We start from the raw sequence: 22,058 nt of genomic DNA, 5'->3' as shown, positions 1-22,058 counted from the left end.
GCGACACTATTAAAGAGGATTCTGAGGCAATCTGAAAACCCCTTTCATTCATTCGGGGAACTCCCTATATATATTTCGTCGAGCAATCGACTATGGCGCTAGAGGGCGCTGCGGAATAAGCGTAGTGGACCCGGGGGCAGTACCCGGCGCCTCCACCAATTTCGCCGATGGAGCCAGCGTAAAGATGGTCCCTCGGCACCTCCCTTGAAAGACAGGGAGGGACTATGGGGGCGAAATAGGATCGACACGCGTGGTAAAGGCAGATGTCTGCGTCCGGCATGGTACCGCCGTATCGGGCCAAATCGCTAAATGCGAACGATAACGACGAGATGGTTGCTGTCGCTGCGTAAGCAGTCTCGGTAACAAAGTCGTAATTCCTAGTGGACTCATCCTCTGCTAGGTGGGGCCTGGGGGGGCCTAGCAACAGAACCCCCCGTTTTCTGAAAAGCTGCCGATTGTGCAATATTTTTGATATTCCTCCGATTTAAGGAGGGAAGGTCGGTTCGATTAATCTGATAGTCACCTGCCTATGGCATTGATAGCGGGTGGTAAATATGAAACAATTAATAGCATAGGCTTATTTTAAGCCTGATTCTAGAGGATATGATGTCCCAGAAACGCAAAAACCGCTCTGAAATCGATGTGCCGTTGGATCGTGACAGCTTTATGCAAAGTATGTTGCGTGATTTGGCGGGGGTTTTGCAGGATTCCATTGGAATGCAAGAAGCCCGCGGGTTCGTGTCCATTGTCGGCGCGCGTATGGGGGATACTTTAAATACACTGTATCGGAAATCATTTGGCCAGAGCCGACTGACTGCAAACCAGGCGGTTGAAGCTATGGTTGATCTTAAGCAGCGCATTGACGGTGATTTCTATGTGATATCACAAGACGAAACGGAAATTGTGCTGGGCAATCGGAAATGCCCATTTGGGGAAAATGTGCGCGGTAGACCCGCCCTGTGTATGATGACATCAAATGTTTTCGGTCGCATCACAGCAGAAAATCTGGGATATGCCCGTGTCGAAGTCGAAGAATCATTTGCGCTTGGAAATGATCGATGTCTGGTTCGTATTGGGCTGAACCCGCAGGAGTCGGACAAGGAAAAAGCAAGCGGGCGAGAATATTTTCGCATTGATGAGGATCCCTAATGGCGGCCCCTCACCCAGAGGATAGCGATGAGGATGCAGCCCTTGCTATTTGGGGCTCTATTCCAGAGCCAATCCTTTTAATTGCAGCCGACGGGTTTGTTTTAAGAGGGAATGATCGCTTCGCCTCTGCTTTTGGCCATGTGATACGTCCGAAATCAGAGAAAAAGCTGACAGATATCTTCTCCAACTCGACGGAATTTTTTCAGCAGGCTTTAAGGGATTGGCTGGGAACCAGGGAGCCTTTGCCAAAAATTTTCCAACAAAGCGGGCAAAATGGCGTTTCGACGTCATTGCGTGTTGAAGGCTGGCGAACGCAGTATGGGGATCGCGCGGCCGTTATCTTAAGGTTTTTCCAGGGCAATCCCAGCATTGACCGTTTCATTGAATTGACGACGCTTGTCGATACCCTGAACAACGAATGCGCCAGACGGGCACGGATTGAGGATGAACTGCGCAGCCTATTGGGTCAGTTGAATGCCGTAAACAATATGCGTGATCTTATTATGGCGCAATTGAGCCATGATCTCAGGACCCCGTTGAATGCGGTGCTCGGGATGTCTGAATTCATCCTGTCTGAACCTTTTGGAAAGATGAATCCACGCTACAATGACTATGTTAATGACATTAAGCTCAGTGGCGAAATTCTGCTGGAACAGGTGAATTCTGCTCTGTCGATGACCGAAGACACGGATATTCTGGACCGGACGAAGGACCTTCTGGCGGATTTGTCAGACTGTCTGGATAGCTGTCATCGCGTCGCATCCCCAATTGCCCAGCGGCGCGGTATCGATTTGTTGGTGCCCACGAACATTCGCGCCCCCCGAATTCGGGCGGAAAAGACATTGGTTAAGCAAATTCTAATGAACCTGATTGGCAATGCCACGAAGCATATCGAAGAAGGCGGGCATATTAAGGTCGATGTGGATTGGCAAATGGGCTCTGACCTGAATGTCAGTGTGATTGATGATGGGCCCGGAATTGATCCTGAAAAGCTTGAAGCTCTTTTGCGGTCTAATTCACGAGACGCCTATGCGACCAACAAGACCGGTTTTGGAATGGGATTATATCTTACAAGTCGATCTGCTGAGGCGATTGGCGCGCGAATCTCTATCGACAGCGCACCGGGGAAAGGGACAATTGCAACAATGACAATTCCCGCTGCGATGTTAGATATGTCCACGCTATAGCATTTCAAGGCGACGGTTTTTCGTAACCACAGGCGGGTATCAGCCACTGATCTGTGATGGGCGCTGCAGCCCACCCAGTTGCTGTCGCTGCGTAAGCAGTCTCGGTAACAAAGTCGTAATTCCTAATGGACTTATCCTCTGCTAGGTGGGGCCTGGGGGGCCTAGCAACAGAACCCCCCGTTTTTCTGATCTCAATCGAGACTATGTCCATGCGCCTGGACTGTTATGCTGTGTTATTCGTTGCAGGCGGCTTTATCTTGAACCAGGCGATGTAGAGTGCTGGCAGGAAGAGCAGCGTCAGAACCGTCCCGACAATGATCCCCCCCATCATGGCATAGGCCATAGGCCCCCAGAAAATTTCCCGCGCGATTGGAATAAGAGCCAGGCTGGCGGCGGCGGCTGTCAGCATGATGGGTCGCATACGATGTTCTGTGGCCTCGATCACGGCGTTCCAGGGATCCATTCCAGACTTCCGCAAATCTTCAATTTGCACCACAAGGATCAGGGAATTTCGTATCAGGATGCCAATCAAGGCCAGAATCCCCAGAATCGCAACGAAACCAAGCGGAGCACCGCTTGAAACCAAAGCAGTGACAACTCCGATAAGACCCAACGGCGCGACAAGTACGACCAGAAATGCCCGTTGGAAGCTCTGCATCTGGATCATGATAATCGTTGCGATGGCCATCAGCATCATTGGGACAACCGCGATAATCGGGCCCTGGCCTTTCGCACTTTCCTCAACGGCTCCTCCGGTTTCTATATGGAATCCAGAGGGCAGGGAGTCGTTCAACTTTGTAATCTCTGGGGCTAAGCGGGAAACAATGGTGGCTGGTTGTGTTGAGCCAATGATGCTTGCTTTCACGGTTATTGTTGGCAGGCGGTTACGCCGCCAGATGGTGGGCGCTTCGGATTCGTAACTGATGTCTGCCACCGCCGACAAAGGAATTGGTGCACCGTTGCTGTTGGATAATTGAAGATTCTGGAGCGTTTCGATAGAGGCGCGATCCGCATCATCGGCGCGCCATACGACATTAATCAGGTAGATGTCGTCTCGCACCTGTGTTGCGACGGCACCGCCAACAACACTGTTCAGAGCAACTGCAATTGATTCCGATGTTACCCCTAGCTTTGCCGCCTTATCTTGGCGCACATTAACCCTCAGAACTCGGCTTGGCTCGTTCCAGTCGTAGACGGGTTCGCCGGTTTCAGGGTCCGATCCAATGATACCAGCGACTTTCTGCGCCAGTCGTCTTACGGCCTGGATATCAGGACCACTGATCCGGTACAATACGGGGCGCCCGATCGGTGGTCCAATTTCCAGTAAGTGAACATAGGCATCGGTGCCAACAAAATCTTTCGTGACGATGGCTGTTAATTTCGTGCGAAGGCGATTTCGGGCCTCAATGTCCTTGGCGACAATTATGATCTGACCGAAATTCGCGGAGGCGGGTTGCACATCAACCGATAAGAGGAAGCGTTCGGTGCCACGCCCGATATAGGTAGACCAATGATCGATGTCATCGTCCCCTTTCAGGGCCGTCTCCTCAAATCGCTTGATCTGCTCCAGCGTTTCGTAAATTGACGCATTCTGTCGAACGGTCCAATCAACCAGCAATTCATCGCGATCTGACGCCGGAAAGAATTGCTGTTCCACAAATCGCATGCCGCCAACGGCGGATACAAACAGAATCAGGGTGACAATGATTGTGACCCATTTCCATTGCATGCAGAAAAGCAGGATGGTGCCGAACATCCGTCCAAAGCGGCCGGGCCCTTCATGATGGGATTTTATTGTCTTGGGCAGCAATGCCACACCAAGCAAGGGGGCAAAAAGAACCGCCACAACCCAAGAAATGATCAGGGCGGCGGCGATTACAACGAACAGAGTGAAGGTAAACTCGCCGGCGCTGCTGGAGTTGAAGGCCACGGGCATAAAGCTGGCGATCGTGACAAGCGTCCCAGACAGCATCGGCCAGGCTGTCGAGGTATAAACATACGTGGCCGCTTTATGCAGAGAGTCGCCGAGTTCGAGTCTGGAAACCATCATCTCTATGGCGATCATCGCATCATCAACCAGCAAACCCAGAGCAATGATCAGGGCCCCGAGTGAGATTCTCTGTAATCCGACGCCATAGACGTCCATCACAACAAAGGTTAGGGCTAAGACAAGCGGTATTGTGATGGCAACGACAAGGCCGGGACGCACACCCAGGCTGATAAAACTGACAATCAGTACAATGACGACGGCTTCGATCAGGGCTTTGATAAAGCCCCCTACGGCATCGACAACCAGATCGGCCTGATTGGACACCATATGAACACCAACACCAATGGGCAGTTCGGCGACCACCTTGTCCATCTCTGCTTCCAGGGCGGTGCCAAATTCTGTGATATTGCCCCCTTTTGCCATACCAACGGACAGACCGATTGCAGGCTGTCCATTGAAACGGAACAGGGTTGTCGGTGGATCCACATATCCGCGGGTGATTGTCGCGACATCATCCAGGCGGAAGAAGCGGTTGTTGATGTTCAGATTGATCGCGCGAAGACTGTCTTCAGAGGTGAATGAACCGCTGACGCGAATGCTGACCCGCTCCCCATCCCCTTCAATCGTGCCGGAGGGAGTTATTTCATTCTGGGCCTGAAGACGTTCCACGACCTGTTGTTCCGTCAGGCCAAGGGCGGCGAGCCTGCGGGTTGAGAATTCCAGATAGATCACCTCATCCTGCGCGCTGACAATATTGATTTTTCCGGCGCCCGGAACGGCCAGTAATCGGGTGCGCGCATATTCGACATAATCGCGCAACTTTCTTTTGCTCAACCCATCAGATGTGAAGGCGTAGATCATGCCAAAGACATCGCCAAAATCGTCATTGAATGTGGGCCCTACAACACCGGCAGGAAGGTCACTTTTTATGTCGGAGATCAGGTTGCGAACGCGCTTCCATTTGGCCGTCAAAGTTTTTGGATCCGTCGTGGCCTTCAGATTCAAATAGACAGTGGTATGTCCTGGCGTCGTGATGCTTTTCGTGTAATCGAAATCCTCTATATCTTCGAGCTTCTTTTCTATCCGATCGGTAACCTCATTGATGGTTTCCTCAGTGGTGGCCCCCGGCCAACTCGCCGATATCAGCATTGTCTTGATCGTGAAATCTGGATCCTCAGCGCGCCCCAGATTGTAGAAAGACAATGCGCCAGCGACCATACCCACAATCATGAAGTACCAGATCATGGAACGGTGGCGCAGTGCCCATTCCGAAAGATTGAACTTTGACGTCATTACTCTACGCTTTCTTCCAGACGAATGGTCTGGTTTTCCGAGAGGCTATGAACACCGGCAATGACAACACGATCTCCAATCGATAACCCTGCGGTTACGACGACGGAGTCAGGATCATTCGATGGGGCAAGTGATACGATCATGGATGTCACGGTTTGTGTGGTTTCATTCACGATCCAGACAAAGGTCTTTTCTCCGCGCCGTAGGATCGCCGTGGCAGGGATTCGCAACGCGCCATCTTTGACCTCTGTGTGCGGCGTGGCAAAAATTGTGGCGCCGATTCGGAAGGCGTAGTTAGCGTCATTCAGGGTCATCCGGACGCGTCTTGTCCGGGTCTTGGCATCCGCTTCCGGTGCGATTTCGCGCGTGTGGGCCTGGGCGCTAACGGTGTTGTCAGCATCCAGCGTAACCGTGAAGGGCATGCCTGGCTTCAGGGCCCTGGCCGTCTCTTCCGGTACATCAATTATCGCTTCAAGCGGGTCTGTTTGGGCAATTTCAATCACCGTCTCTCCGGCGTTGACGGTTTGTCCTAACTCTGCGGTCTTTTTTGTGACGACGCCGTTGATATCCGAAACCAGATTGGCGTAGCTGCGATCTTCATGGGCTGACGCGAGGCGGGCCTTTGCCTGGTCTACAGCGGCTTGGGCGACTTTTCTTTCGACAATTGCAGAATCCAGCACCGCCTGGGACGACACACCTTTAGAAACAAGCCCCTGGGTACGCGCTTCGCTGTTCTGTGCGTTGCGTAACGCGGATTGCGCCTTGTCCAGCTCTGCTTCGCTTGACCGAATCGCAAGATCAAAAGTTGTTGGGTCCAATTGCGCCAGCATTTCGCCAATCGTGACGATGTCACCAATAGTGACGTTGAACTGAGTGATGCGCCCCAGAAGCTGAAATGCTCGAACGGACTTGTAGCGCGCATCAATTGTGCCTGCGAACGTGGTGGATCGCATGATTTCGGGGCGCACTTCTAATGTCAGGACCGGACGTATAATCGGCTTTTCTTCCGATTGATCTGTGGTGTCATCACACGCCGTGAGTGCAAGAAGACCTGTCAGTATCAGAAAGAGAATGAGATTCCGTCTCATTTCTGTGTTGCTCCCCCCGTTGATTGATTCATGAGGATAGGCGCCACGACTTGGCCGGGTCGCAAAAGCTGGGCACCCGCCACAACAACCAGGTCACCGGGGTTGATGCCTTCCTTTATGAGGATATCCTTGGTCTGATAGCTATCGATAACAATTGGCGTTAGGGATGCGACATTCGTGTCGGGATTGATGGTCCAGACTGCTGGTTCGCCCCTTTTTGTAAAAAAGGCTGTCCACCGAACCCGGATCAGGGCGTGTTGGTTGAATTGTCCCAGACCAGCTACGGCTGCGCCCAAAGTCATTTCTGGTGGGGTGTTTTCAATGCCGATCTTTACCTGAATGGATCCTGTTGCGGGATCAACGACCTGCGATAGCTCGCGTGGTACGCCAATGGCGCTTATATTTGGCTGTGACAAAAGGTGGATTGTGATGGTGCCGTTTGGGGGGCCTGCTGCTATCAGCGCTTCTGGCACATCGAAAACAGCGTCGCGGTCGCCATCATTTGCGAAGGTAATGACCGGCATAGCTGCAGCCATGACTTGACCGACTTCCGCATTTCGTGCGGTCACGACGCCCGCTCGGGGTGCCCGCAAAACAGCATTGTCGATGTCATTCTGGACTGAAGACAGATCGGCTCTGGCATTTGACATATCCGCTTTCGCCGCCAGATATTCCTGTTTGGCGTCGTCATACAATTCACGCGTTGTGAAGCCCCGATCCAGTAGCGATTTTTTGCGGTCCAATTCGATCGTTGATTGGTTCAATGTCGCTTGGGCAGAGTGCAGGCTGGCCTTTGCAACCTTCAAATTTGATTCCAGTTGCGTCGTATCCAAGGTCGCAAGGACGCCGCCAGCTTCCACATGATCTCCCACATCGGCGGAAATTGATGCGACACGTCCACTTATCCGAAAGGAAAGGTCGCTTTGGATTCGTGCTTTGATTTCCCCGGTCAGGGTGGCGGTGCCAATGATCGGTAGTTTTTCCGCTTTTACGACACCAACGCGCAATGGTTCCTTTGGGGCGTAAGCGACAGGATCGTCACATCCAGATAGCATCGCCAATGTAATAAGCACCGTCGCGATACAGCGCATGACCCCGCCCTCAACAATAAGGCATTTATGCAGGATAAGCAGATTTCTCATTCCGTGGGACCCTGTTTTACAGATAGCCGCATCTGGCGTGGGATCAGGCAAGGCGAGATGTCGTTTGGCAAAATTATATGGACCTGAGATTATGGTGTTATATCTGGAATTTCGTTGATATAATCAACTAAATCCAATTATGCGCACAATGTGGACTATGTCAACAATCATGCATTCCGCCCTCAGTACCGATATTGTTCATCAGGTCGATCGCTTTATGCGGCGGCTCCACGCGTCTGTGCATTCCCAGTCTCATGAATTCGATACGGAAATGATCGGTCAGATCGGTTGCTTGTTATTATTGACTTTGGCTGACATACAGCCGGCGCGGATTCACGAGGTTGTGCAGCAGATGCAGCGCGACAAGTCGCAGATTACGCGGTCCATCAAGGTGCTGGAGGCTAATGGGTTGATAAAGCGTCAACAATGTCCGGAAGATGCCCGGGTTCGCATGATTGCTTTAACAGAAAAGGGGCAAGGGGTAGTCCGGGCTTTTCGCCGTTCATTATCAGAGATCCTGGAGGAAATTCTTTCTCCCCTTAATCAAGAAGAGCAAAGAGTATTTCAGTGCCTTTTACAAAAACTGTAAGGCGAGAGAACGCTTTCTGCGGCTATGCTGGACAAGTCGGTCTTATCGCATTCCGAAACACCGGCCCATTTTTCACCATTCCCTGCGCTGGTATCATTCAATTCCAGTTAGGTATCAGCCACTAATCTGTGATGGGCGCTGCAGTGAACCCAATTGCTGGCTTTGTTGGAAAGCCTGTGCCGCGAAAAGGCTGCGTGATGCCCTGTCATCTTCGGTAGCCGTTGGGTCCGGCCGTGCGGTTGGATCTGGGGCCTGGCCTTGTTCGTTATCGATAGAAGCCAAGGGGTCTTCCCGTTCCTGGCGGGCCAATTCAGCGCGGGCCTGATTGATCTGTTGCTGTGCCAGGGCGGCGACCTGCTGATCCTGGGCAGAGGGGCTTTCCGGTGCCAATGCGGCGCGGCGGACTTGTTTTGCCTTCTCTATTGTCGCTTCAGGGTCACCAGGGATCGGGCTTGCGGCGATGCTGACCTCTCCGTCCACAACATACTGAACACCATCTGGACCGGTCTCGTACTGATATCGGGGGGAGCCCGCATATTGCCCCCCGACGGCAGCGTGGGCCTGTTCATGGCGGCGCACTTCTGCATCGCGTCGCTTCAGGTCTGCAACTTCCTCTTCCTCTTGCGGTGTCAGACCGTCAGAGCCTTCCTCATCCTGGGCGGCGGCATCTTCGGCTTCATCCTGTGCTGGCGTGGCCTCTTCCGTCTGTTCTGGGGCGGAAGGCGGGGGTGGCGCAAAGAGGGGTGGCAGCGCGTTGGCATTGGCCAGAGCCGTTGGGTCATTGGCGGTGTTTTGGGGCGCATTTGCGGCATTTGCCTGCAAAACACTGACGGCTTCCTGACTCAAAGGTGTTTGACCAGAGACAAAGCCAGTTGCGCGCTGATCCTCGCGAATGGGTTGGGTCTGGGCCGATAGGGGCGCAACGGAACCCTGAGCCTGTACCGAGGTTACGGCAGGGCTTTGTTGTGTGGCGACAATCGCGGCGCTGACGGACTGTATCTGCATAACCAGTATCGACAGACGTTAGAAGGCAGCCTTTCTGCGCGTGAGCATTGTGTGCTGATCGTCGCTTTGAAAGGCGGTCCCTGTTGGGTCCGATGTCGTCCAATTTACGCATTTCTTGCTGAAAATTGGCGGGTTCCTGGAAGCTTCTGCCCCGTTCCAAATTAAGGATATCGGTATTTTTGAAAAAATGCCATAGCCATGAATTTCCTAAAAAATCATACTTCAGTGTTAAATATATTGAATCACATAAATTACATGTATATATTTATAATTAACATGGAGAAACCGTATGAAAATGAACCATAGTTCGCCAACCCATTCGCATCAATCTGCGATAGATACCTTAATCGGCCTTTCAGACTTACCCTTGTTGAGCAAGGCGTTGGAGGAAGTGTTTGTTGGCCGCGCCTGTGTGGTTTCTGCGTTCGGGGCGGAGTCTGCGCTGGTCTTGGATCTTGTCGCGCGGGTAAATCGCCACACGCCGATCCTGTTCATAGATACGGGAAAGCATTTTCAGGAAACACTGGATTACCGGGATTTGTTGATTGATCGCTTTCGATTGACCGATGTCCGATCCATTGGCCCGGCGACGGATCGGACGATCGGGGATCCAACCGGCGATCTGCACAAATCAGATGCGGATGCGTGCTGTGATATCCGGAAAGTGCGCCCTTTGGATCAGGCTCTAAGCCAGTTTGACTGCTGGGTCACGGGACGCAAAAGGTTCCAGGGCGGATCGCGCGCCGTGTTGCCAACAGCGGAACCGGATGGACCGGGCCGGGTGAAGCTGAACCCATTGGCCGATTGGACACCTGACCAGATCGATGCCTATTTTGACAATTATGCCCTGCCGCGCCATCCCCTGTGGTTGAACGGCTATCGATCCATCGGATGCGGTCCCTGCACATCGACCCCTAAACCCGGGGAAGATGCGCGGGCTGGACGCTGGGCCGGAATGGGTAAGACGGAATGCGGCATTCACCGGTATGGGGGGCAGGCGGCCTGAATAAACGCAGCCTGAGTAAAGCGACCGGTTCAGGGATGCGCTAAATCTGAAAACTCCGCCAGCACCCGCTCATAGATCGGGCGTTTGAAGGGTACGATCAGGTCTGGAAGGGTTTGGATATCCACCCAGCGCCACTCCCCGAATTCCGGCTTGTGACAGGTCAGATCGATATCGTCATCCGTGCCCAGAAACCGCAGCGCAAACCATCGTTGGGTTTGACCGCGATATTTTCCCTTCCAAATCCGGCGCGACAGGCCCGCAGGCAAATCATAGGGGTACCAGGTCGCGCTTTCTGCCAGGACCTTGGCCTTATTGGTTCCAATCTCTTCCTGTAATTCCCGCAAGGCAGCATCCAAAGGCGTTTCTCCGTCATCAATGCCGCCCTGAGGCATCTGCCAGTGATCGCCGGGCACATCGATCCGATTGCCGACAAACACTTCTCCTTTGCTGTTGAACAGCATCAGCCCGACGCAGGGCCGATAGGGGCGTGGATCATCCCTGAACGGATCAACGGAATCCGTAATGGCCACTGGCCCCGTGCGGGTTGGCACATCCCCATCATCTGTGTCAGTCATTTCCACTCCCAACTGGTCGACCCCTTTTCTGGGGTCGTTATTATATGTTTGGCAAGGTCTGGCTGGCCCCAGCCATCCCGATTCCGACGAAAACGTGTCAGCCTTCGCGAAGGCGGGCGGTAATGATACCGGAAAGTGGCGTTAGTACCATGCCCTTGCCACTTAATTCTCTGCTCCAGCGCTTAACCCGTTGTAAAATCATTGGAAAAGGCTTGATGCTGACAATTGCTGTCTTCTGAGTTTTAGCCAACAATTCCAATTGGGTCAGATGTTCCAGAACGCTGCCCCGCGATTGGGTGGCGTCGATCATCATATCGGCGGTAGCATGCGGCATTCCAACGGACTGGGCGACTTCCGGTGCGATGCTGGTGGCATTGTCCAGCGTATCGAAATAGACCAGCCCCCGTTTGGAGAGGTCTTCCATCACAGGCTCCAGTGCCGCCCGGTTGGCGGTAAATCCAGATCCCTGATAGTTCACCAGTCCGATATATCCGCTTCCCTCGCTCATGACGCGTTGCAGGTTCAGAATGTTCTGGGCTGGTTCAACGCCTGTCATAAGAGATAATAGGCCGGCATCGCTGCGGGGGAAATCGCGGGGCTCCATCGGAAGGCCTACCATGACTTCATGTCCGGCATTGCGTGCCTGGGCGATCCAGTCCTTCAAATTCGGCGCATAGGGCGAAAAGGATAAGGTGACCGCGCCGGGCAGATCGATTGCAGCCTCCGTCGCTTGTACGGAAAGCCCCAGATTAATCACGACGATGGCGATCCGGGGACGGGTCTCCAGGCTGCTGGACGGGCGGGCGTATACTTTCCACGGCACCCGTCCATCTGCTCCCGCGGTTGGGACTTCGCCAACCGATGCAATGTCTTCAATCAGTCCTGGATCGGGATAGGCGGCAAGATTGCCAGCATAGGGGTCTGGGCCGTCATTTGCCAGGGGCGGCTCATCTGCATCGGATGCGGCTTGGGTCATTGCCGTATCTGTGGGCTGTTCCATTTGATCGGGTATTGCAGGTTCGCTGTGTGCCTCGATCGGGGCATTGGATGGGGACGCATCGGCAGTATCTTCGCCTGGTGCATCAACCGGTTCAGCGGTAGTCGCCGTGCCGCTATCCTGTCCCATCTCGCCTCTTTCATCGACGAATTGGAACTCCGAAATCTCCGCACGGGGGATACTCGCTTCCATTTCCGCCTCGATCGCGGGACCTTTGATCAGCAGATAGGCGGCAATTCCGATACCAGTCATCAGGAAAAGGCCATAGGCGGCGAAAACGGGCAGGACATGCGCCTTGCGCTGAAAAAAGGTTGGGCGCAGATGTTCGGGAATATCATCGTAATCGGGTTCTGGCGCGGCAGTTGCGGTGCCGCCCTTGCTGCCCCCCAGCTTGCCAGGAAGCATCGACTTCACCGCCGGGCCAAGGCCTTTGACCTTGCCCATCAGGCCGGAAAAATTGAGCTTTGGCATCGCAAGCTTCATAGCGCCTTTGGCAGGTTCGTGCGCGAGGCTGTTTATCGCCGCGCAGCAGGCACCCGCATCACTCCCCCGTCAGAGTTAATTCTAACTTTCTGATTTCGCGACCTTACCGACTAAATCAGCCTTTTGAATGTGCCTTGATTTGCACCGTGATTCAAGCGGCCCCGGTATCTGGGCGATTTGGCGTGGGATCACAAAAAAACCGAGGCCAAATTCGGAATTTGGCCTCGGTTCCATACGCATAAACAGAATCAGTGCCGACGTTAATTTGCCGCCTGACTGCGATACAGGCCAATCCCACGGATCAAATCCAGTGCGCGGGCCAATTGATAGTCTTCTATTGCGGTATCGGTGGCGACATTTTCCGTGGCGACAGCCCCTTCGACTTCATTTTTCAGGGATCCGGCCAGGTCCTTTTCGCTGCGTTGCGGTGTCGCCTCGATCACTTCGACACGGGCGCGTTCTACGGTGATGTCCGGCGTGATCCCCAATTGCTGGATCGATTTGCCGCTGGGTGTATAGAACCGTTGGGTTGTCAGCTTGATAGCGGAGCCATTTCGGCTTAACGGCGTAATGGTCTGGACCGAGCCTTTGCCAAAGGTCTGTGTGCCCAACAGAATGGCACGATGCTGGTCTTGCAGGGCCCCCGCAACGATTTCAGCCGCACTGGCCGATCCCCCGTTAATCAGCACGACAATGGGCATGCCATTGGTCAGATCCCCGGGCGTCGCCTGAAAGCGCTGAATATTTTCAGGCGTGCGGCCACGGGTGGAGACGATTTCCCCCTTTTCCAGGAAGCTGTCAGAAACGGAGACACCCTGGTTGAGCAATCCGCCTGGATTGTTGCGCAGATCCAGAACATAGCCTAGCAAGGCGTCGCCCGCCTCGTCCTGAATGGACTCAATAGCTTTTTCCAGGCCGGATTGTGTCTGACCGGAAAAGCTGGTGATCCGAATATAGCCGATATTGTTTTCCACCCGGCTGCGGACAGATTGAACCTGAATTTTGTCGCGAATGAGGGTTACTTCGAACGGTTCGGCGACACCTTCACGAATGATCGTCAGCACAATTTCCGCACCAACAGGACCGCGCATTATCTCCACGGCCTCGTTCAGCGTCTTGCCTTTGACATTCTCGCCATCCAGCTTGGATATCAGGTCGCCTGCTTCAATGCCGGCGCGGGCCGCAGGCGTATCATCAATCGGACTGACCACTTTGACCAGCCCGCTTTCATCCATATTGACCTCAATCCCCAGGCCGCCGAATTCCCCTTTTGTATGGGTCTGCAGGGCTTCGAAGGATTCTGAATTCATGTAGGTCGAATGGGGGTCCAGGCTGCTCATCATGCCTTCAATGGCCGCTTCGATCAGCTCTTTGTCACTGACTTCTTCGACATAATCTTCACGGGCGCGATTGAAGACTTCTCCAAACAGGTCCAGCAGTTCGAACGTGTCTGGCGCATCAGCATTCGTGGTCTCTTGCGCTTGGGCAATGCTCGGCGGGCTTGCCATAAAGGCCATGCACAAGCCGCCCAGCATGGCACCTGTTAACACAAGATGCCGCAGGGACCGTGCCCCGGAGCCAGCCTCGCCCTGTTTGGAGGAGAGGGGAGATTTTTGTTCGCGCACGATCATCCGTTCATCCTAATACTGCCAGCTGTGATCCAACGGAGCGGATTGACCGGGTGGCCGCCGCGCCGTAATTCCATATAGAGTTGCGGACGGTTTCCGCCACTAGTTTTTGTGCCCACGGCGCTCTCAGAGACCGTACTGTATTCCTGTGGCATGATGCCAATCGGTTCACCTGCTAGAACCCAATTACCTGTTGCGACATCAATTCGCTGAAAGCCTGCAAGTACTGTATGGTATCCGCCGTCATGTTCAATGATCAAGACTTGCCCAAGGTCCCGAAATGGACCCGCAAAGGCAATTTTTCCATCAAAGGGTGATAGAACGCTTGCTCCTGGTCGGGTTGCTACCACGATTCCCTTGGATATCTGGCCAAATGTTGTTTCCTGCCCATACTGAACGATCAGGGAACCAACGGCAGGCGCGGTCACCACGCCCTCGTCCGGGAAGGGACGAATGCCGTCGGGTTTGCGCGTCGGCAGGCGCGCCAGGGCCGCCAATTGGGCGGCTTCCCCGTTTTTTGCAATTGGTTCCGGGGGGGGCGCATTGGGCGTCGGCAATGTCACAGACGGTTGGTTTTGGGCCTGTTTTCGGGCGTCTTCTTCCGCCTGTATCTGGGCGGCTTCCTGTGCTTCGCGGGCCTTGCGTTCCGATTCAAGAGCGGCCATCAGTTCTTTCAGCGATGCCGATTTTTCTGTTAGCGTCCGCAGGCGCTCATTGGTTTTGCGCGATGCCTGGGATGTTTCATCATACAGCGCGCGCTTTTTTTCCAGCAGGGATTCGATTTTGGCACGGTCCTGCATCAGGGACTGATCTTCCTGGTTCAGGCGTTGAAGTTTGCCGTTCAAATCCTTCTGCACGGCGCTCAGGGCCGCCAGATCCTCTCTCAACACTGAGGCTCTTTCCCCGATGACGGGTATCGCTGCGCGCAACAGAATGGATCCCCGAACCGCCTCCAAAGGATCGCCTGGATACAGAAAGAAGGCACGGGGCGCATCTTCGGATAATCCTGTCAGGGCGCTTAATGTGCCGGTCAATTGCCGATGCCGCTCCGCCAGGACAGATCGCCGCTGATCGGTTTCGGCGCGCAGTTCTTCGATTTGCAGTTCCAGATTGGAAATCAGCGCCTCGCGAGACTGAGTGTCTTTGGCCACTGTGACCAGTTGCACCCGCAACGCTTCCAACTCTTGCGAAAGCTGTCTGGCCTTGGTTTCCAGGGCACGGCTGCGTTCCTGTTCGGCCTTTAACTCCGTCTCAACCCGCTGGGCCTCATCGGACGGGGTTGTTGTCTGGGCCAGAACATGATGACCGGGAAGACCAATGCCGATAAGGATCGCCAGGGCAAGCCCGACGGGGCGGAAAAGAGGCAGGGTGAGGCGCCTATTCGGCTGCATGGCGGGCTGCGCGCTGCAGCAGGGTATGTCCAGTCATCGCCTTTGGCTGTGGCAGGCGCAACAAGTCCAATACGGTCGGGGCGACATCGGCCAGCCGACCGTTATTCAGCCCCGACACTTCTTCCGCCGGGGCCCCGACCAGAATTAAGGGTACTTGGCTGAGCGTGTGGGACGTATGGGCGATGCCGGTATCGGGGTTCACCATCATATCCGCGTTTCCGTGGTCTGCGGTGATCAACATCCGCCCGCCCTGTTTCAGAATTGCGGCCTCCAGGCGACCAAGGCATCGATCAACGGTTTCAACAGCCTGGACCGCAGCGTCAAAGACCCCGGTATGGCCAACCATATCCGTATTGGCATAGTTCACGACGATCAGATCGTAGCGACCGCTTTCAATCGCTTCCACCAAATTGTCGGTCACTTCCGCAGCAGACATTTCGGGTTTCAGGTCATAAGTGGCAACATCGGGGGAGGGGATCAGGATTCGATCTTCGCCTTCAAACACCGTTTCACGCCCACCATTCAAAAAGAATGTAACATGGGCATATTTTTCCGTTTCGGCGATGCGCAGTTGTTTTCCGCCTGCCTGGGCTATGACATCGCCCAGGACATCGCTCAGCGCCTCTGCCGGGAACAGGGTTTCCATAAAGGCATTATGGGCGTCCGAATATTCCACCATCCCCAGAGCGGCGGCAAAGTTTGGTTGCGCCAATCCTGGAATAGCATTGAATTCAGGATCCAGAAGCGCAGTCAGAATTTCCCGCGCGCGGTCGGCCCGGAAGGCGGTCATCAAAAGACCATCGCCATCCTTAACACCTTGATATCCATTCAGTGCGACCGGTTCCAGGAATTCATCTGAAACGTCATTGTTGTACGAGGCTTCGATGGCTGCAATCGGATCTGGGGCAGCGCTGCCTTTACCCTGAACGATAACGTCAAATGCCTTGCGGATACGATCCCACCGATTGTCGCGATCCATTGCCCAATATCGGCCGCATAAAGTTGAAATCGGAACATTCGGGGCGGCGGCTTGGAATTTTTTCACATAATCAAGTGCGCTGCGCGGGGGCGTATCGCGTCCGTCCAGAAAGCCATGAATGGCGACAGGTACACCTTCGGCGCGCAGATGTTCTGCCAGGGTAACCATGTGATCCTGATGGCTGTGCACGCCGCCCGGTGAAATCAGGCCCAGCAGATGTGCTGTGCCGCCGGTCTTCTTCAAGCGCTGTGTAAAATCCTTCAGTTTGGGCGATTGTCCCAGGGTGCCATCGGCGATTGCCTGATCAATTCGGGGCAAATCCTGCAAGACGACACGCCCCGCCCCCAAATTCATATGACCCACCTCAGAATTGCCCATTTGCCCGCTGGGAAGGCCAACAAAAGTTTCAGAAGCTTCTAAAACCGCGAATGGATTCGATTTTTTTAATCGGTCCATGACCGGGGTCTGAGCCGCGACGATAGCGTTGTCATCGCTTGAGGCGCGCTCGCCCCACCCGTCCAGAATGCAAAGTATTACTGGTTTCGTCATTGAAGTGTTGGTAGTCATTGACCTAACAGGTTATGTTGTATCTGAGGAATGCTTTGTTTGTCAGAATGGGATATACTGATTCTGATGGGAGGGTTTTATCGCAGTCTGGGCTCAGTTAAAAGCCCAAGGATGCGTTGGTTTAATTGGTGGGAAAAGGAACCTATATGCCTAAAGAAAAAACAGTAGTTCCAATCGACCCGACCCTGCGTGCGCCAGCCTTAGCTTTGCGTGTGTTTGAGAAGGAAGTTGAGAAACTGCTAAACGGGATAGGAACGCCGCTTGCAAGACAGGATGCGGTTCAGCTTTCCAGCATTCAGAGCTATACGATCCTCTTGTTTCTGGAGGATTATGCGTCATCTGATTTAACTGAAAAGCAGTTCGCCGCACTACTGGCCCGACATGAAGTTGACACGCTAGGAAACATCCGGATTTTTCCGAATCTAAGCCAGTCTGCCCTGTTTGAAATCTTCGGAAACATTGGCGTTTCCAGAGAAACGATCCGTCGCCTGCTGATCCTGATGGCCCAATATGGTCTGGTGGATCGGGTAAGCAAGGGGCCACCCTTTCCGGATCAATTGGCAATTTCAAAGGTGGGCACAAAGTTATTGGCGCGCGTTGCCAAGAAGCTGTCGAAGGACATGTCAAAAGAAAAGGCGTTTGCCTATCTATAATTCGAGCTTCATGAACGGGCCAACATGGCGAAAGCCCTGCCGTTCATAGAAGGCTCGGGTTCGGGTCCATTCTTCACCATCGGGGCTGTTGACCTCCAACAGCTTCCACCCGCGGCTTTTTCCAATCTGCCGGGCTTCCTGAATCAGGCGGTCGCCGATCCCGGCTGACCGCGCATCGGGGACAACATACAATTCCATGATGATTCCCAAACGCCCTTCCGCATAAATCGCGACGGCTTCGGTCAGCGTCATGACGCCAACCGGGCGTCGCTCCATATCAAAGGCTAACAGGGCGCTGAACTGATTGTCTTCTTCCAGCAGTTGGCGGCAGACGGCGTGAATACGCTCATCATCCGGCGCACCGTGCCAGGCACCGATTTCATGTAACAGGCGATGGACCATGATTGCGACCAGATCGGCATCATTCTCTCCGGCCCGCACGATTTCCAGGGGTCCTGTTTCCATTCGCTCCACCTCGTCCACTACCATTTTGATGCTGCTTTTTCATCGCCCTCGCGGGCCTCGACCCATCGGGTTTCGCCACTGTCCAATTGTTCCGCTTTCCAGAAGGGGGCTTTTGTCTTCAGCCAATCGATCAGGAAATTGCAGGCCTGAAACGCTGCGTCGCGATGGGGGCTGGCGGCTGCGACCAGAACAATCCGATCGCCCGGCTGCAAGGGACCATAGCGGTGTATAATCAGGCTGGCCTGCAATGGCCAGCGTTCATGGGCCTGTGCTTCAATTTCTTCCAGCATCTTTTCGGTCATGCCGGGATAATGTTCCAGGACCATGCCGCCAACACCCGCCCCGTCATTCATATCCCGAACCAATCCGACAAAGCTGCATAACCCACCAATGCCGGTATTGCCCCTGGTCATGGCATCCAGTTCATGTCCCAAATCGAAATCTTCCGATTGCACCCGAACCGTCATGTCTCAGCCGCCCGTCACAGGGGGGAAGAAGGCAACCTCATCATTCGCGGCAATCGGTGTTTCGCGATCCCCGAATGTCTGGTTCACAGCAATCTTAACCGCACGGGCATCCTTGAACGCTGTCGCATAGCCAGGGCCACGGGTCGCTAACCAATCAATTAATTGGCCGGCGGTTGCCACCGTTTCCGGGGGATCAATCTGTTCCTCTCCGGTGCCGATCTTCTGGCGCAGCCAGGCGAAATATAGGATTCTCATTCAAAACACCTCCGCGAAGGACAGGAAATCAACGGCCGTCCCAGACTCTAGATAGGTATCATCTTCGGGCAATTCCACAAATCCATCTGCCCCGACCAGGGACGATAGAACGCCAGCCCCGCTGCGACCATGTTTAATGGCCCGGGGAAGGCCAGTGTTCGGGTCAATCCCGTCCAGACGTACCCGGACGAATTCCCGCCGTCCGGCTTTTTTCTTATAGTCAAAATCCGCACAGACCCGGAACCGGGGAAGGGCGGTGACGTGCAAGCCCGCCAGGGTCATCAGGACAGGCCGGGCCAATGCGGCAAATGTCGTCAACGCCGCGACCGGATTTCCCGGCAGGCCGATCACCGCGCAAGGGGGGGCGTCTTCCTGGCGGATCAGGCCCATCCCGATCGGGCGCCCGGGCTTGATTGCGACACGCCAGAAATTCAGACTGCCCAAGGCTTCGACGGCGGCGCGGACGTGATCTTCCTCCCCCATCGACATGCCGCCCGTGGTGACAATGGCGGCATGGCGCGTTGCGGCCTGGGACAATGTGCGGCGGATCACGGCCGCATCGTCTGGTAAGATGCCCAGATCTTCGACCGCACAACCCAAGGCTTGCAAGGCGGCCCCAATTGTATAGCGATTGGAATCGTACAGCGTTCCATTGGGGATGGGATTTCCCGGTTGCCGGACTTCATCGCCCGTCGAAAACAAGGCGACGGACAGGGGGGCAAATACTTGAACCTCCGCCAGGCCACAGGCGGCGATCATCCCCACTTCCTGCGGGCGCAGACGGGTTCCTTTGGTCAGTATCCTGGTGCCTGCTGCGACGTCATCCCCTGCCGGGCGGCAATTTGCACCCTGTTTGATTCCGGGTTTAAGGGTCACCTGTTGGCGATCTTCTGAAATGATACAGTCTTCAACCATCATGACGGTATCTGGACCTTTCACCCCGTCTCCCAGTGGCATCGGGGCGCCGGTGAATATTTGCACAGCTTCGGCGCGTTTCTGGGGGCGTGGCAGGGGTCTGCCTGCGGCAACGCGCCCGCCAATAGGCAGGATCGTGTCACTGTCGGAGGATAAATCGGCATGGTAAACAGCAAATCCATCAACGGCGGAATTGGCATAGGGCGGAATCGGCATTGGAGCGATGACATCTTGCGCCAAAATCCGGCCCAAAGCCTTGGATACCGGGCAGGGTTCCGGTTCTGCCACACAAACCAGCTTTGTCAGGATATGGTCCAGTGCGGCGGCAGCTGTGATAAGCGGGCCGTCAAAGGCAAAACAATCATCGGTCAGTTGCGCCATTCGGCGTATCCCTCCTTTTCCACCACATCGTTGGGCTGTTGGTAAGCCGTCGTGGGGGGATATTTCCAGGTTACTTGCTTAGCATATCAAAAACGCCATCCCAGTCACTGGGGGGCGGTGAGTTTTTGAGATGATCCAGCCGATTGAGAAAGACTTTGGACGGGCCGTCCTGTGGCTCGATTTCCAGGCATTTCTGAAATGCGCTGACAGCTTCGTCAATACTGCCCCTGCGATAGGCAGACAGACCGGTGTCAAAGCATCGCGCCAGGCGTTGTTTGGGCTCTGGTGCGGGGTCGAATACCATGGCTTCGAAGACCTTCACAGGTTCGCTGCGCCCCTTTACCCGCAAGGCGTCAATTTCCCGGAACAAAATGCCTTTTGTGTCTTTCCGTGTCGCTTCGTCCACCAACAGGCGCACGCCATAAATCTTGCAGGCCCCTTCGATCCGGGCAGCCAAATTCACCGTGTCGCCCATGATCGTATAATTACGATGGTGGGCGGATCCGACGGTTCCAACCAGGGCGGGCCCGCTGGCAATGCCTGAGTGGATGTCGATGGGATCACCATCAATTCTGACCCCCAGAATTTCCGGCACTTTCTTTTGGAAGGCTGCGATCAGGTTCAACTGGCGCAGGGCCGCTGTACAGGCATTTTGGGCCTGATGGGTGGCATCCACAAAGGGAGGGCCCCAATACGCCATGATCGCGTCACCGATGAATTTGTCGATGACGCCGTCTGTTTCCTGGATCGGGACGGACATATCCTCCAGATATACATTCAACAAAGTGACCAGCGCATCCGGCGACAGGCGCTCAGACAGGCTGGTAAAGCCCCGCATATCGGCAAACAGGACCGTCATATAGCGCCGGTCGCCACCGGGCTTGGTCATAGCCGGATTGCTGATCAGGGCGTCCACAACGCGGGAGTCGACATATTTACCGAATGTGTCGGTGATACGTTCCTTGGCGCGCAGGCCTTCAACCATTTCATTAAAGCCAATGGCCAGGGTTGCTGTTTCATCCCGCGTTGTGACGGCCAGGGTGGTTTCCAGATCACCTGCGCCAACCCGCTTCAATCCTTCGACCAGACTCTTCATCGGGGTGACAATCCGGCTTGTGACCATGGCAGCGAAGATCAAGCCCAACAAGGCGGCGATTGCGGTCAGAACCGCCATCAGAACATCCAGAATATCGTCCAGCCTGACGACTTGATCGACAGCCTCAACAACATGATCTCCCATCTCGCGGCGCAACGCATCCAACTGTTCGTAGATCCGGGCCTCAGATTGCGTCAGCATCTGATCCAGCAGGGGCATGCTGGCGAAATTGCCTGCGTCATGGGCTTCCAACAGGCGGTTCACATCCGCTTCATAATCACGGTATTGCTGCTCAACTGATTTCAGGGCTGCAGAGACTTTTGTGGTGGATACGGCGGTGGCCTTCGTCAGGTCATCCATATTGATCGCGTCCAGAATGGACCAGGCCCCTTTGAACTGATCATGGACACCAATACCCGCATCACGAATTGTCTTATGAACATCTTTCGAGATCAGATGAACACGCTCATCCTCCAGGGCTGTGCGCAGACGTTCAATCAGAACCTCCCCCTCCAGCACCTGGGATTCGATGTCTGCGATATGGTTGCTCAATGGCAGGAAGATCGTTGATTGCAGTTCCAATTCGGTTCGGACTCGGCTGACCATATATACTGAGGCGGATGACACGATGATCATCAACAGCACGAGGCCAAGGGCGATTGAGTATATTTTAGTCCCGATTGAATTGGCTTTCAGCACACCAAATCTCCTCCCTAATTTCAGCATCTTGGCCTGTTTCCTGATAATCAGGAAGAGG

Annotated in this window: 19 protein-coding genes and 1 other RNA gene; 6 read left to right on the top strand and 14 right to left on the bottom strand. The window is 54.4% G+C overall.

All coding sequences use genetic code 11. The features are described 5' to 3' along the window. Positions 1 to 38 precede the first annotated feature (38 nt). From ssrA to ACOSDR_RS14995, 3 genes are all read left to right on the top strand, one after another. Positions 39 to 438: a transfer-messenger RNA gene (gene ssrA / locus ACOSDR_RS15005) on the top strand. Positions 439 to 603: 165 nt separating this feature from the next. Beyond that, positions 604 to 1,149 carry a methanogen output domain 1-containing protein gene (locus ACOSDR_RS15000; protein WP_420725504.1) on the top strand — a complete coding sequence of 182 codons (546 nt, stop codon included), beginning with the start codon at positions 604 to 606 and terminating at the stop codon, positions 1,147 to 1,149. Further along, a complete protein-coding gene (locus ACOSDR_RS14995) occupies positions 1,149 to 2,336 on the top strand; it encodes a sensor histidine kinase (protein ID WP_420731779.1) in 1,188 nt (395 codons plus the stop codon). Before ACOSDR_RS15000 ends, ACOSDR_RS14995 begins: the two co-directional genes overlap by 1 nt. A 223-nt stretch (positions 2,337 to 2,559) precedes the next feature. Here ACOSDR_RS14995 and ACOSDR_RS14990 read toward each other — a convergent pair whose 3' ends face one another. From ACOSDR_RS14990 to ACOSDR_RS14980, 3 genes are read right to left on the bottom strand one after another with little or no spacing between them, the layout of a single operon-like run. Then, on the bottom strand, positions 2,560 to 5,619 hold the full coding sequence (locus ACOSDR_RS14990) for an efflux RND transporter permease subunit (RefSeq protein ID WP_420731778.1): 3,060 nt from the start codon (positions 5,617 to 5,619) through the stop codon (positions 2,560 to 2,562). Continuing rightward, positions 5,619 to 6,707, bottom strand: coding sequence for an efflux RND transporter periplasmic adaptor subunit (locus ACOSDR_RS14985; protein ID WP_420731777.1), 1,089 nt, complete (start codon positions 6,705 to 6,707; stop codon positions 5,619 to 5,621). Before ACOSDR_RS14985 ends, ACOSDR_RS14990 begins: the two co-directional genes overlap by 1 nt. After that, positions 6,704 to 7,849, bottom strand: a complete 1,146-nt coding sequence (locus ACOSDR_RS14980) for an efflux RND transporter periplasmic adaptor subunit (protein WP_420731776.1) — start codon at positions 7,847 to 7,849, stop codon at positions 6,704 to 6,706. Before ACOSDR_RS14980 ends, ACOSDR_RS14985 begins: the two co-directional genes overlap by 4 nt. 157 nt (positions 7,850 to 8,006) lie before the next feature. Between ACOSDR_RS14980 and ACOSDR_RS14975 the strand changes: the two genes are divergently transcribed. Continuing rightward, positions 8,007 to 8,438, top strand: coding sequence for a MarR family winged helix-turn-helix transcriptional regulator (locus ACOSDR_RS14975; RefSeq protein WP_420725509.1), 432 nt, complete (start codon positions 8,007 to 8,009; stop codon positions 8,436 to 8,438). Positions 8,439 to 8,552: 114 nt separating this feature from the next. Here the strand turns inward: ACOSDR_RS14975 and ACOSDR_RS14970 are convergent, their stop codons facing one another. After that, the gene (locus ACOSDR_RS14970; protein ID WP_420731775.1) at positions 8,553 to 9,443 is read right to left on the bottom strand and encodes a putative metalloprotease CJM1_0395 family protein; all 891 of its coding nucleotides are present in this window, start codon (positions 9,441 to 9,443) and stop codon (positions 8,553 to 8,555) included. A 289-nt stretch (positions 9,444 to 9,732) separates the two neighbouring features. Here ACOSDR_RS14970 and ACOSDR_RS14965 point away from each other — a divergent pair, with 289 nt between their 5' ends. Next, complete coding sequence (locus ACOSDR_RS14965) at positions 9,733 to 10,449, top strand: phosphoadenylyl-sulfate reductase (RefSeq protein ID WP_420731774.1); 717 nt, start codon at positions 9,733 to 9,735, stop codon at positions 10,447 to 10,449. Between the two features lie 29 nt (positions 10,450 to 10,478). Here ACOSDR_RS14965 and ACOSDR_RS14960 read toward each other — a convergent pair whose 3' ends face one another. The 5 genes from ACOSDR_RS14960 to gpmI all read right to left on the bottom strand — a co-directional run bounded on the left by ACOSDR_RS14960 (position 10,479) and on the right by gpmI (position 17,069). Continuing rightward, positions 10,479 to 11,024: an RNA pyrophosphohydrolase gene (locus ACOSDR_RS14960; RefSeq protein ID WP_420725512.1), complete on the bottom strand. Its 546-nt coding sequence runs from the start codon at positions 11,022 to 11,024 to the stop codon at positions 10,479 to 10,481. Between the two features lie 97 nt (positions 11,025 to 11,121). After that, on the bottom strand, positions 11,122 to 12,492 hold the full coding sequence (locus tag ACOSDR_RS14955) for a divergent polysaccharide deacetylase family protein (RefSeq protein WP_420731773.1): 1,371 nt from the start codon (positions 12,490 to 12,492) through the stop codon (positions 11,122 to 11,124). Positions 12,493 to 12,764: 272 nt separating this feature from the next. Further along, on the bottom strand, positions 12,765 to 14,039 hold the full coding sequence (locus ACOSDR_RS14950) for a S41 family peptidase (RefSeq protein WP_420731816.1): 1,275 nt from the start codon (positions 14,037 to 14,039) through the stop codon (positions 12,765 to 12,767). Between the two features lie 92 nt (positions 14,040 to 14,131). Then, positions 14,132 to 15,523 (bottom strand): murein hydrolase activator EnvC family protein, encoded by a 1,392-nt coding sequence (locus ACOSDR_RS14945; protein WP_420731772.1) that lies wholly within the window; start codon positions 15,521 to 15,523, stop codon positions 14,132 to 14,134. Next, entirely contained in the window at positions 15,510 to 17,069 is a 1,560-nt protein-coding gene (gene gpmI, locus ACOSDR_RS14940; RefSeq protein ID WP_420731771.1) for a 2,3-bisphosphoglycerate-independent phosphoglycerate mutase, read from the bottom strand. The genes ACOSDR_RS14945 and gpmI overlap by 14 nt, the downstream gene beginning before the upstream one ends. Positions 17,070 to 17,215: 146 nt before the next feature. Here gpmI and ACOSDR_RS14935 point away from each other — a divergent pair, with 146 nt between their 5' ends. Then, on the top strand, positions 17,216 to 17,722 hold the full coding sequence (locus ACOSDR_RS14935) for a hypothetical protein (RefSeq protein WP_420731770.1): 507 nt from the start codon (positions 17,216 to 17,218) through the stop codon (positions 17,720 to 17,722). Here the strand turns inward: ACOSDR_RS14935 and ACOSDR_RS14930 are convergent. The 5 genes from ACOSDR_RS14930 to ACOSDR_RS14910 all read right to left on the bottom strand — a co-directional run bounded on the left by ACOSDR_RS14930 (position 17,717) and on the right by ACOSDR_RS14910 (position 22,000). Next, entirely contained in the window at positions 17,717 to 18,187 is a 471-nt protein-coding gene (locus tag ACOSDR_RS14930) for a GNAT family N-acetyltransferase (protein WP_420731769.1), read from the bottom strand. The two genes, ACOSDR_RS14935 and ACOSDR_RS14930, sit on opposite strands and share 6 nt — an antisense overlap. A 17-nt stretch (positions 18,188 to 18,204) precedes the next feature. Next, the gene (locus ACOSDR_RS14925) at positions 18,205 to 18,654 is read right to left on the bottom strand and encodes a molybdenum cofactor biosynthesis protein MoaE (protein ID WP_420725518.1); all 450 of its coding nucleotides are present in this window, start codon (positions 18,652 to 18,654) and stop codon (positions 18,205 to 18,207) included. 3 nt (positions 18,655 to 18,657) lie between these two features. Further along, the gene (moaD, locus tag ACOSDR_RS14920; RefSeq protein ID WP_420725519.1) at positions 18,658 to 18,909 is read right to left on the bottom strand and encodes a molybdopterin converting factor subunit 1; all 252 of its coding nucleotides are present in this window, start codon (positions 18,907 to 18,909) and stop codon (positions 18,658 to 18,660) included. Further along, a complete protein-coding gene (gene glp, locus ACOSDR_RS14915) occupies positions 18,910 to 20,205 on the bottom strand; it encodes a gephyrin-like molybdotransferase Glp (protein ID WP_420725520.1) in 1,296 nt (431 codons plus the stop codon). Positions 20,206 to 20,275: 70 nt separating this feature from the next. Next, on the bottom strand, positions 20,276 to 22,000 hold the full coding sequence (locus tag ACOSDR_RS14910) for an adenylate/guanylate cyclase domain-containing protein (RefSeq protein WP_420725521.1): 1,725 nt from the start codon (positions 21,998 to 22,000) through the stop codon (positions 20,276 to 20,278). Positions 22,001 to 22,058: the final 58 nt, after the last annotated feature.

Source organism: Hwanghaeella sp. 1Z406 (assembly GCF_048892425.1).
Taxonomy (GTDB): Bacteria; Pseudomonadota; Alphaproteobacteria; order UBA8366; family Aestuariispiraceae; genus Pacificispira.
The sequence above is the reverse complement of the archived record's forward strand: the minus strand, read 5'-3'. Positions and strand labels throughout refer to the sequence as shown.

What these genes read in the sequence shown, in the direction of transcription:
- gpmI (WP_420731771.1), bottom strand. Translation starts at nt 17,069, where the DNA reads ATGACTACCAACACTTCAATGACGAAACCAGTAATACTTTGCATTCTG.
- ACOSDR_RS14980 (WP_420731776.1), bottom strand. Translation starts at nt 7,849, where the DNA reads ATGAGAAATCTGCTTATCCTGCATAAATGCCTTATTGTTGAGGGCGGG.
- ACOSDR_RS14955 (WP_420731773.1), bottom strand. Translation starts at nt 12,492, where the DNA reads ATGCCAAAGCTCAATTTTTCCGGCCTGATGGGCAAGGTCAAAGGCCTT.
- ACOSDR_RS14960 (WP_420725512.1), bottom strand. Translation starts at nt 11,024, where the DNA reads ATGACTGACACAGATGATGGGGATGTGCCAACCCGCACGGGGCCAGTG.
- ACOSDR_RS14995 (WP_420731779.1), top strand. Translation starts at nt 1,149, where the DNA reads ATGGCGGCCCCTCACCCAGAGGATAGCGATGAGGATGCAGCCCTTGCT.
- ACOSDR_RS14930 (WP_420731769.1), bottom strand. Translation starts at nt 18,187, where the DNA reads ATGGAAACAGGACCCCTGGAAATCGTGCGGGCCGGAGAGAATGATGCC.
- glp (WP_420725520.1), bottom strand. Translation starts at nt 20,205, where the DNA reads ATGGCGCAACTGACCGATGATTGTTTTGCCTTTGACGGCCCGCTTATC.
- moaD (WP_420725519.1), bottom strand. Translation starts at nt 18,909, where the DNA reads ATGAGAATCCTATATTTCGCCTGGCTGCGCCAGAAGATCGGCACCGGA.
- ACOSDR_RS14970 (WP_420731775.1), bottom strand. Translation starts at nt 9,443, where the DNA reads ATGCAGATACAGTCCGTCAGCGCCGCGATTGTCGCCACACAACAAAGC.
- ACOSDR_RS14925 (WP_420725518.1), bottom strand. Translation starts at nt 18,654, where the DNA reads ATGACGGTTCGGGTGCAATCGGAAGATTTCGATTTGGGACATGAACTG.
- ACOSDR_RS14985 (WP_420731777.1), bottom strand. Translation starts at nt 6,707, where the DNA reads ATGAGACGGAATCTCATTCTCTTTCTGATACTGACAGGTCTTCTTGCA.
- ACOSDR_RS14950 (WP_420731816.1), bottom strand. Translation starts at nt 14,039, where the DNA reads ATGCTGGGCGGCTTGTGCATGGCCTTTATGGCAAGCCCGCCGAGCATT.
- ACOSDR_RS14975 (WP_420725509.1), top strand. Translation starts at nt 8,007, where the DNA reads ATGTCAACAATCATGCATTCCGCCCTCAGTACCGATATTGTTCATCAG.
- ACOSDR_RS14990 (WP_420731778.1), bottom strand. Translation starts at nt 5,619, where the DNA reads ATGACGTCAAAGTTCAATCTTTCGGAATGGGCACTGCGCCACCGTTCC.
- ACOSDR_RS14935 (WP_420731770.1), top strand. Translation starts at nt 17,216, where the DNA reads ATGCCTAAAGAAAAAACAGTAGTTCCAATCGACCCGACCCTGCGTGCG.
- ACOSDR_RS14945 (WP_420731772.1), bottom strand. Translation starts at nt 15,523, where the DNA reads ATGCAGCCGAATAGGCGCCTCACCCTGCCTCTTTTCCGCCCCGTCGGG.
- ACOSDR_RS14965 (WP_420731774.1), top strand. Translation starts at nt 9,733, where the DNA reads ATGAAAATGAACCATAGTTCGCCAACCCATTCGCATCAATCTGCGATA.
- ACOSDR_RS15000 (WP_420725504.1), top strand. Translation starts at nt 604, where the DNA reads ATGATGTCCCAGAAACGCAAAAACCGCTCTGAAATCGATGTGCCGTTG.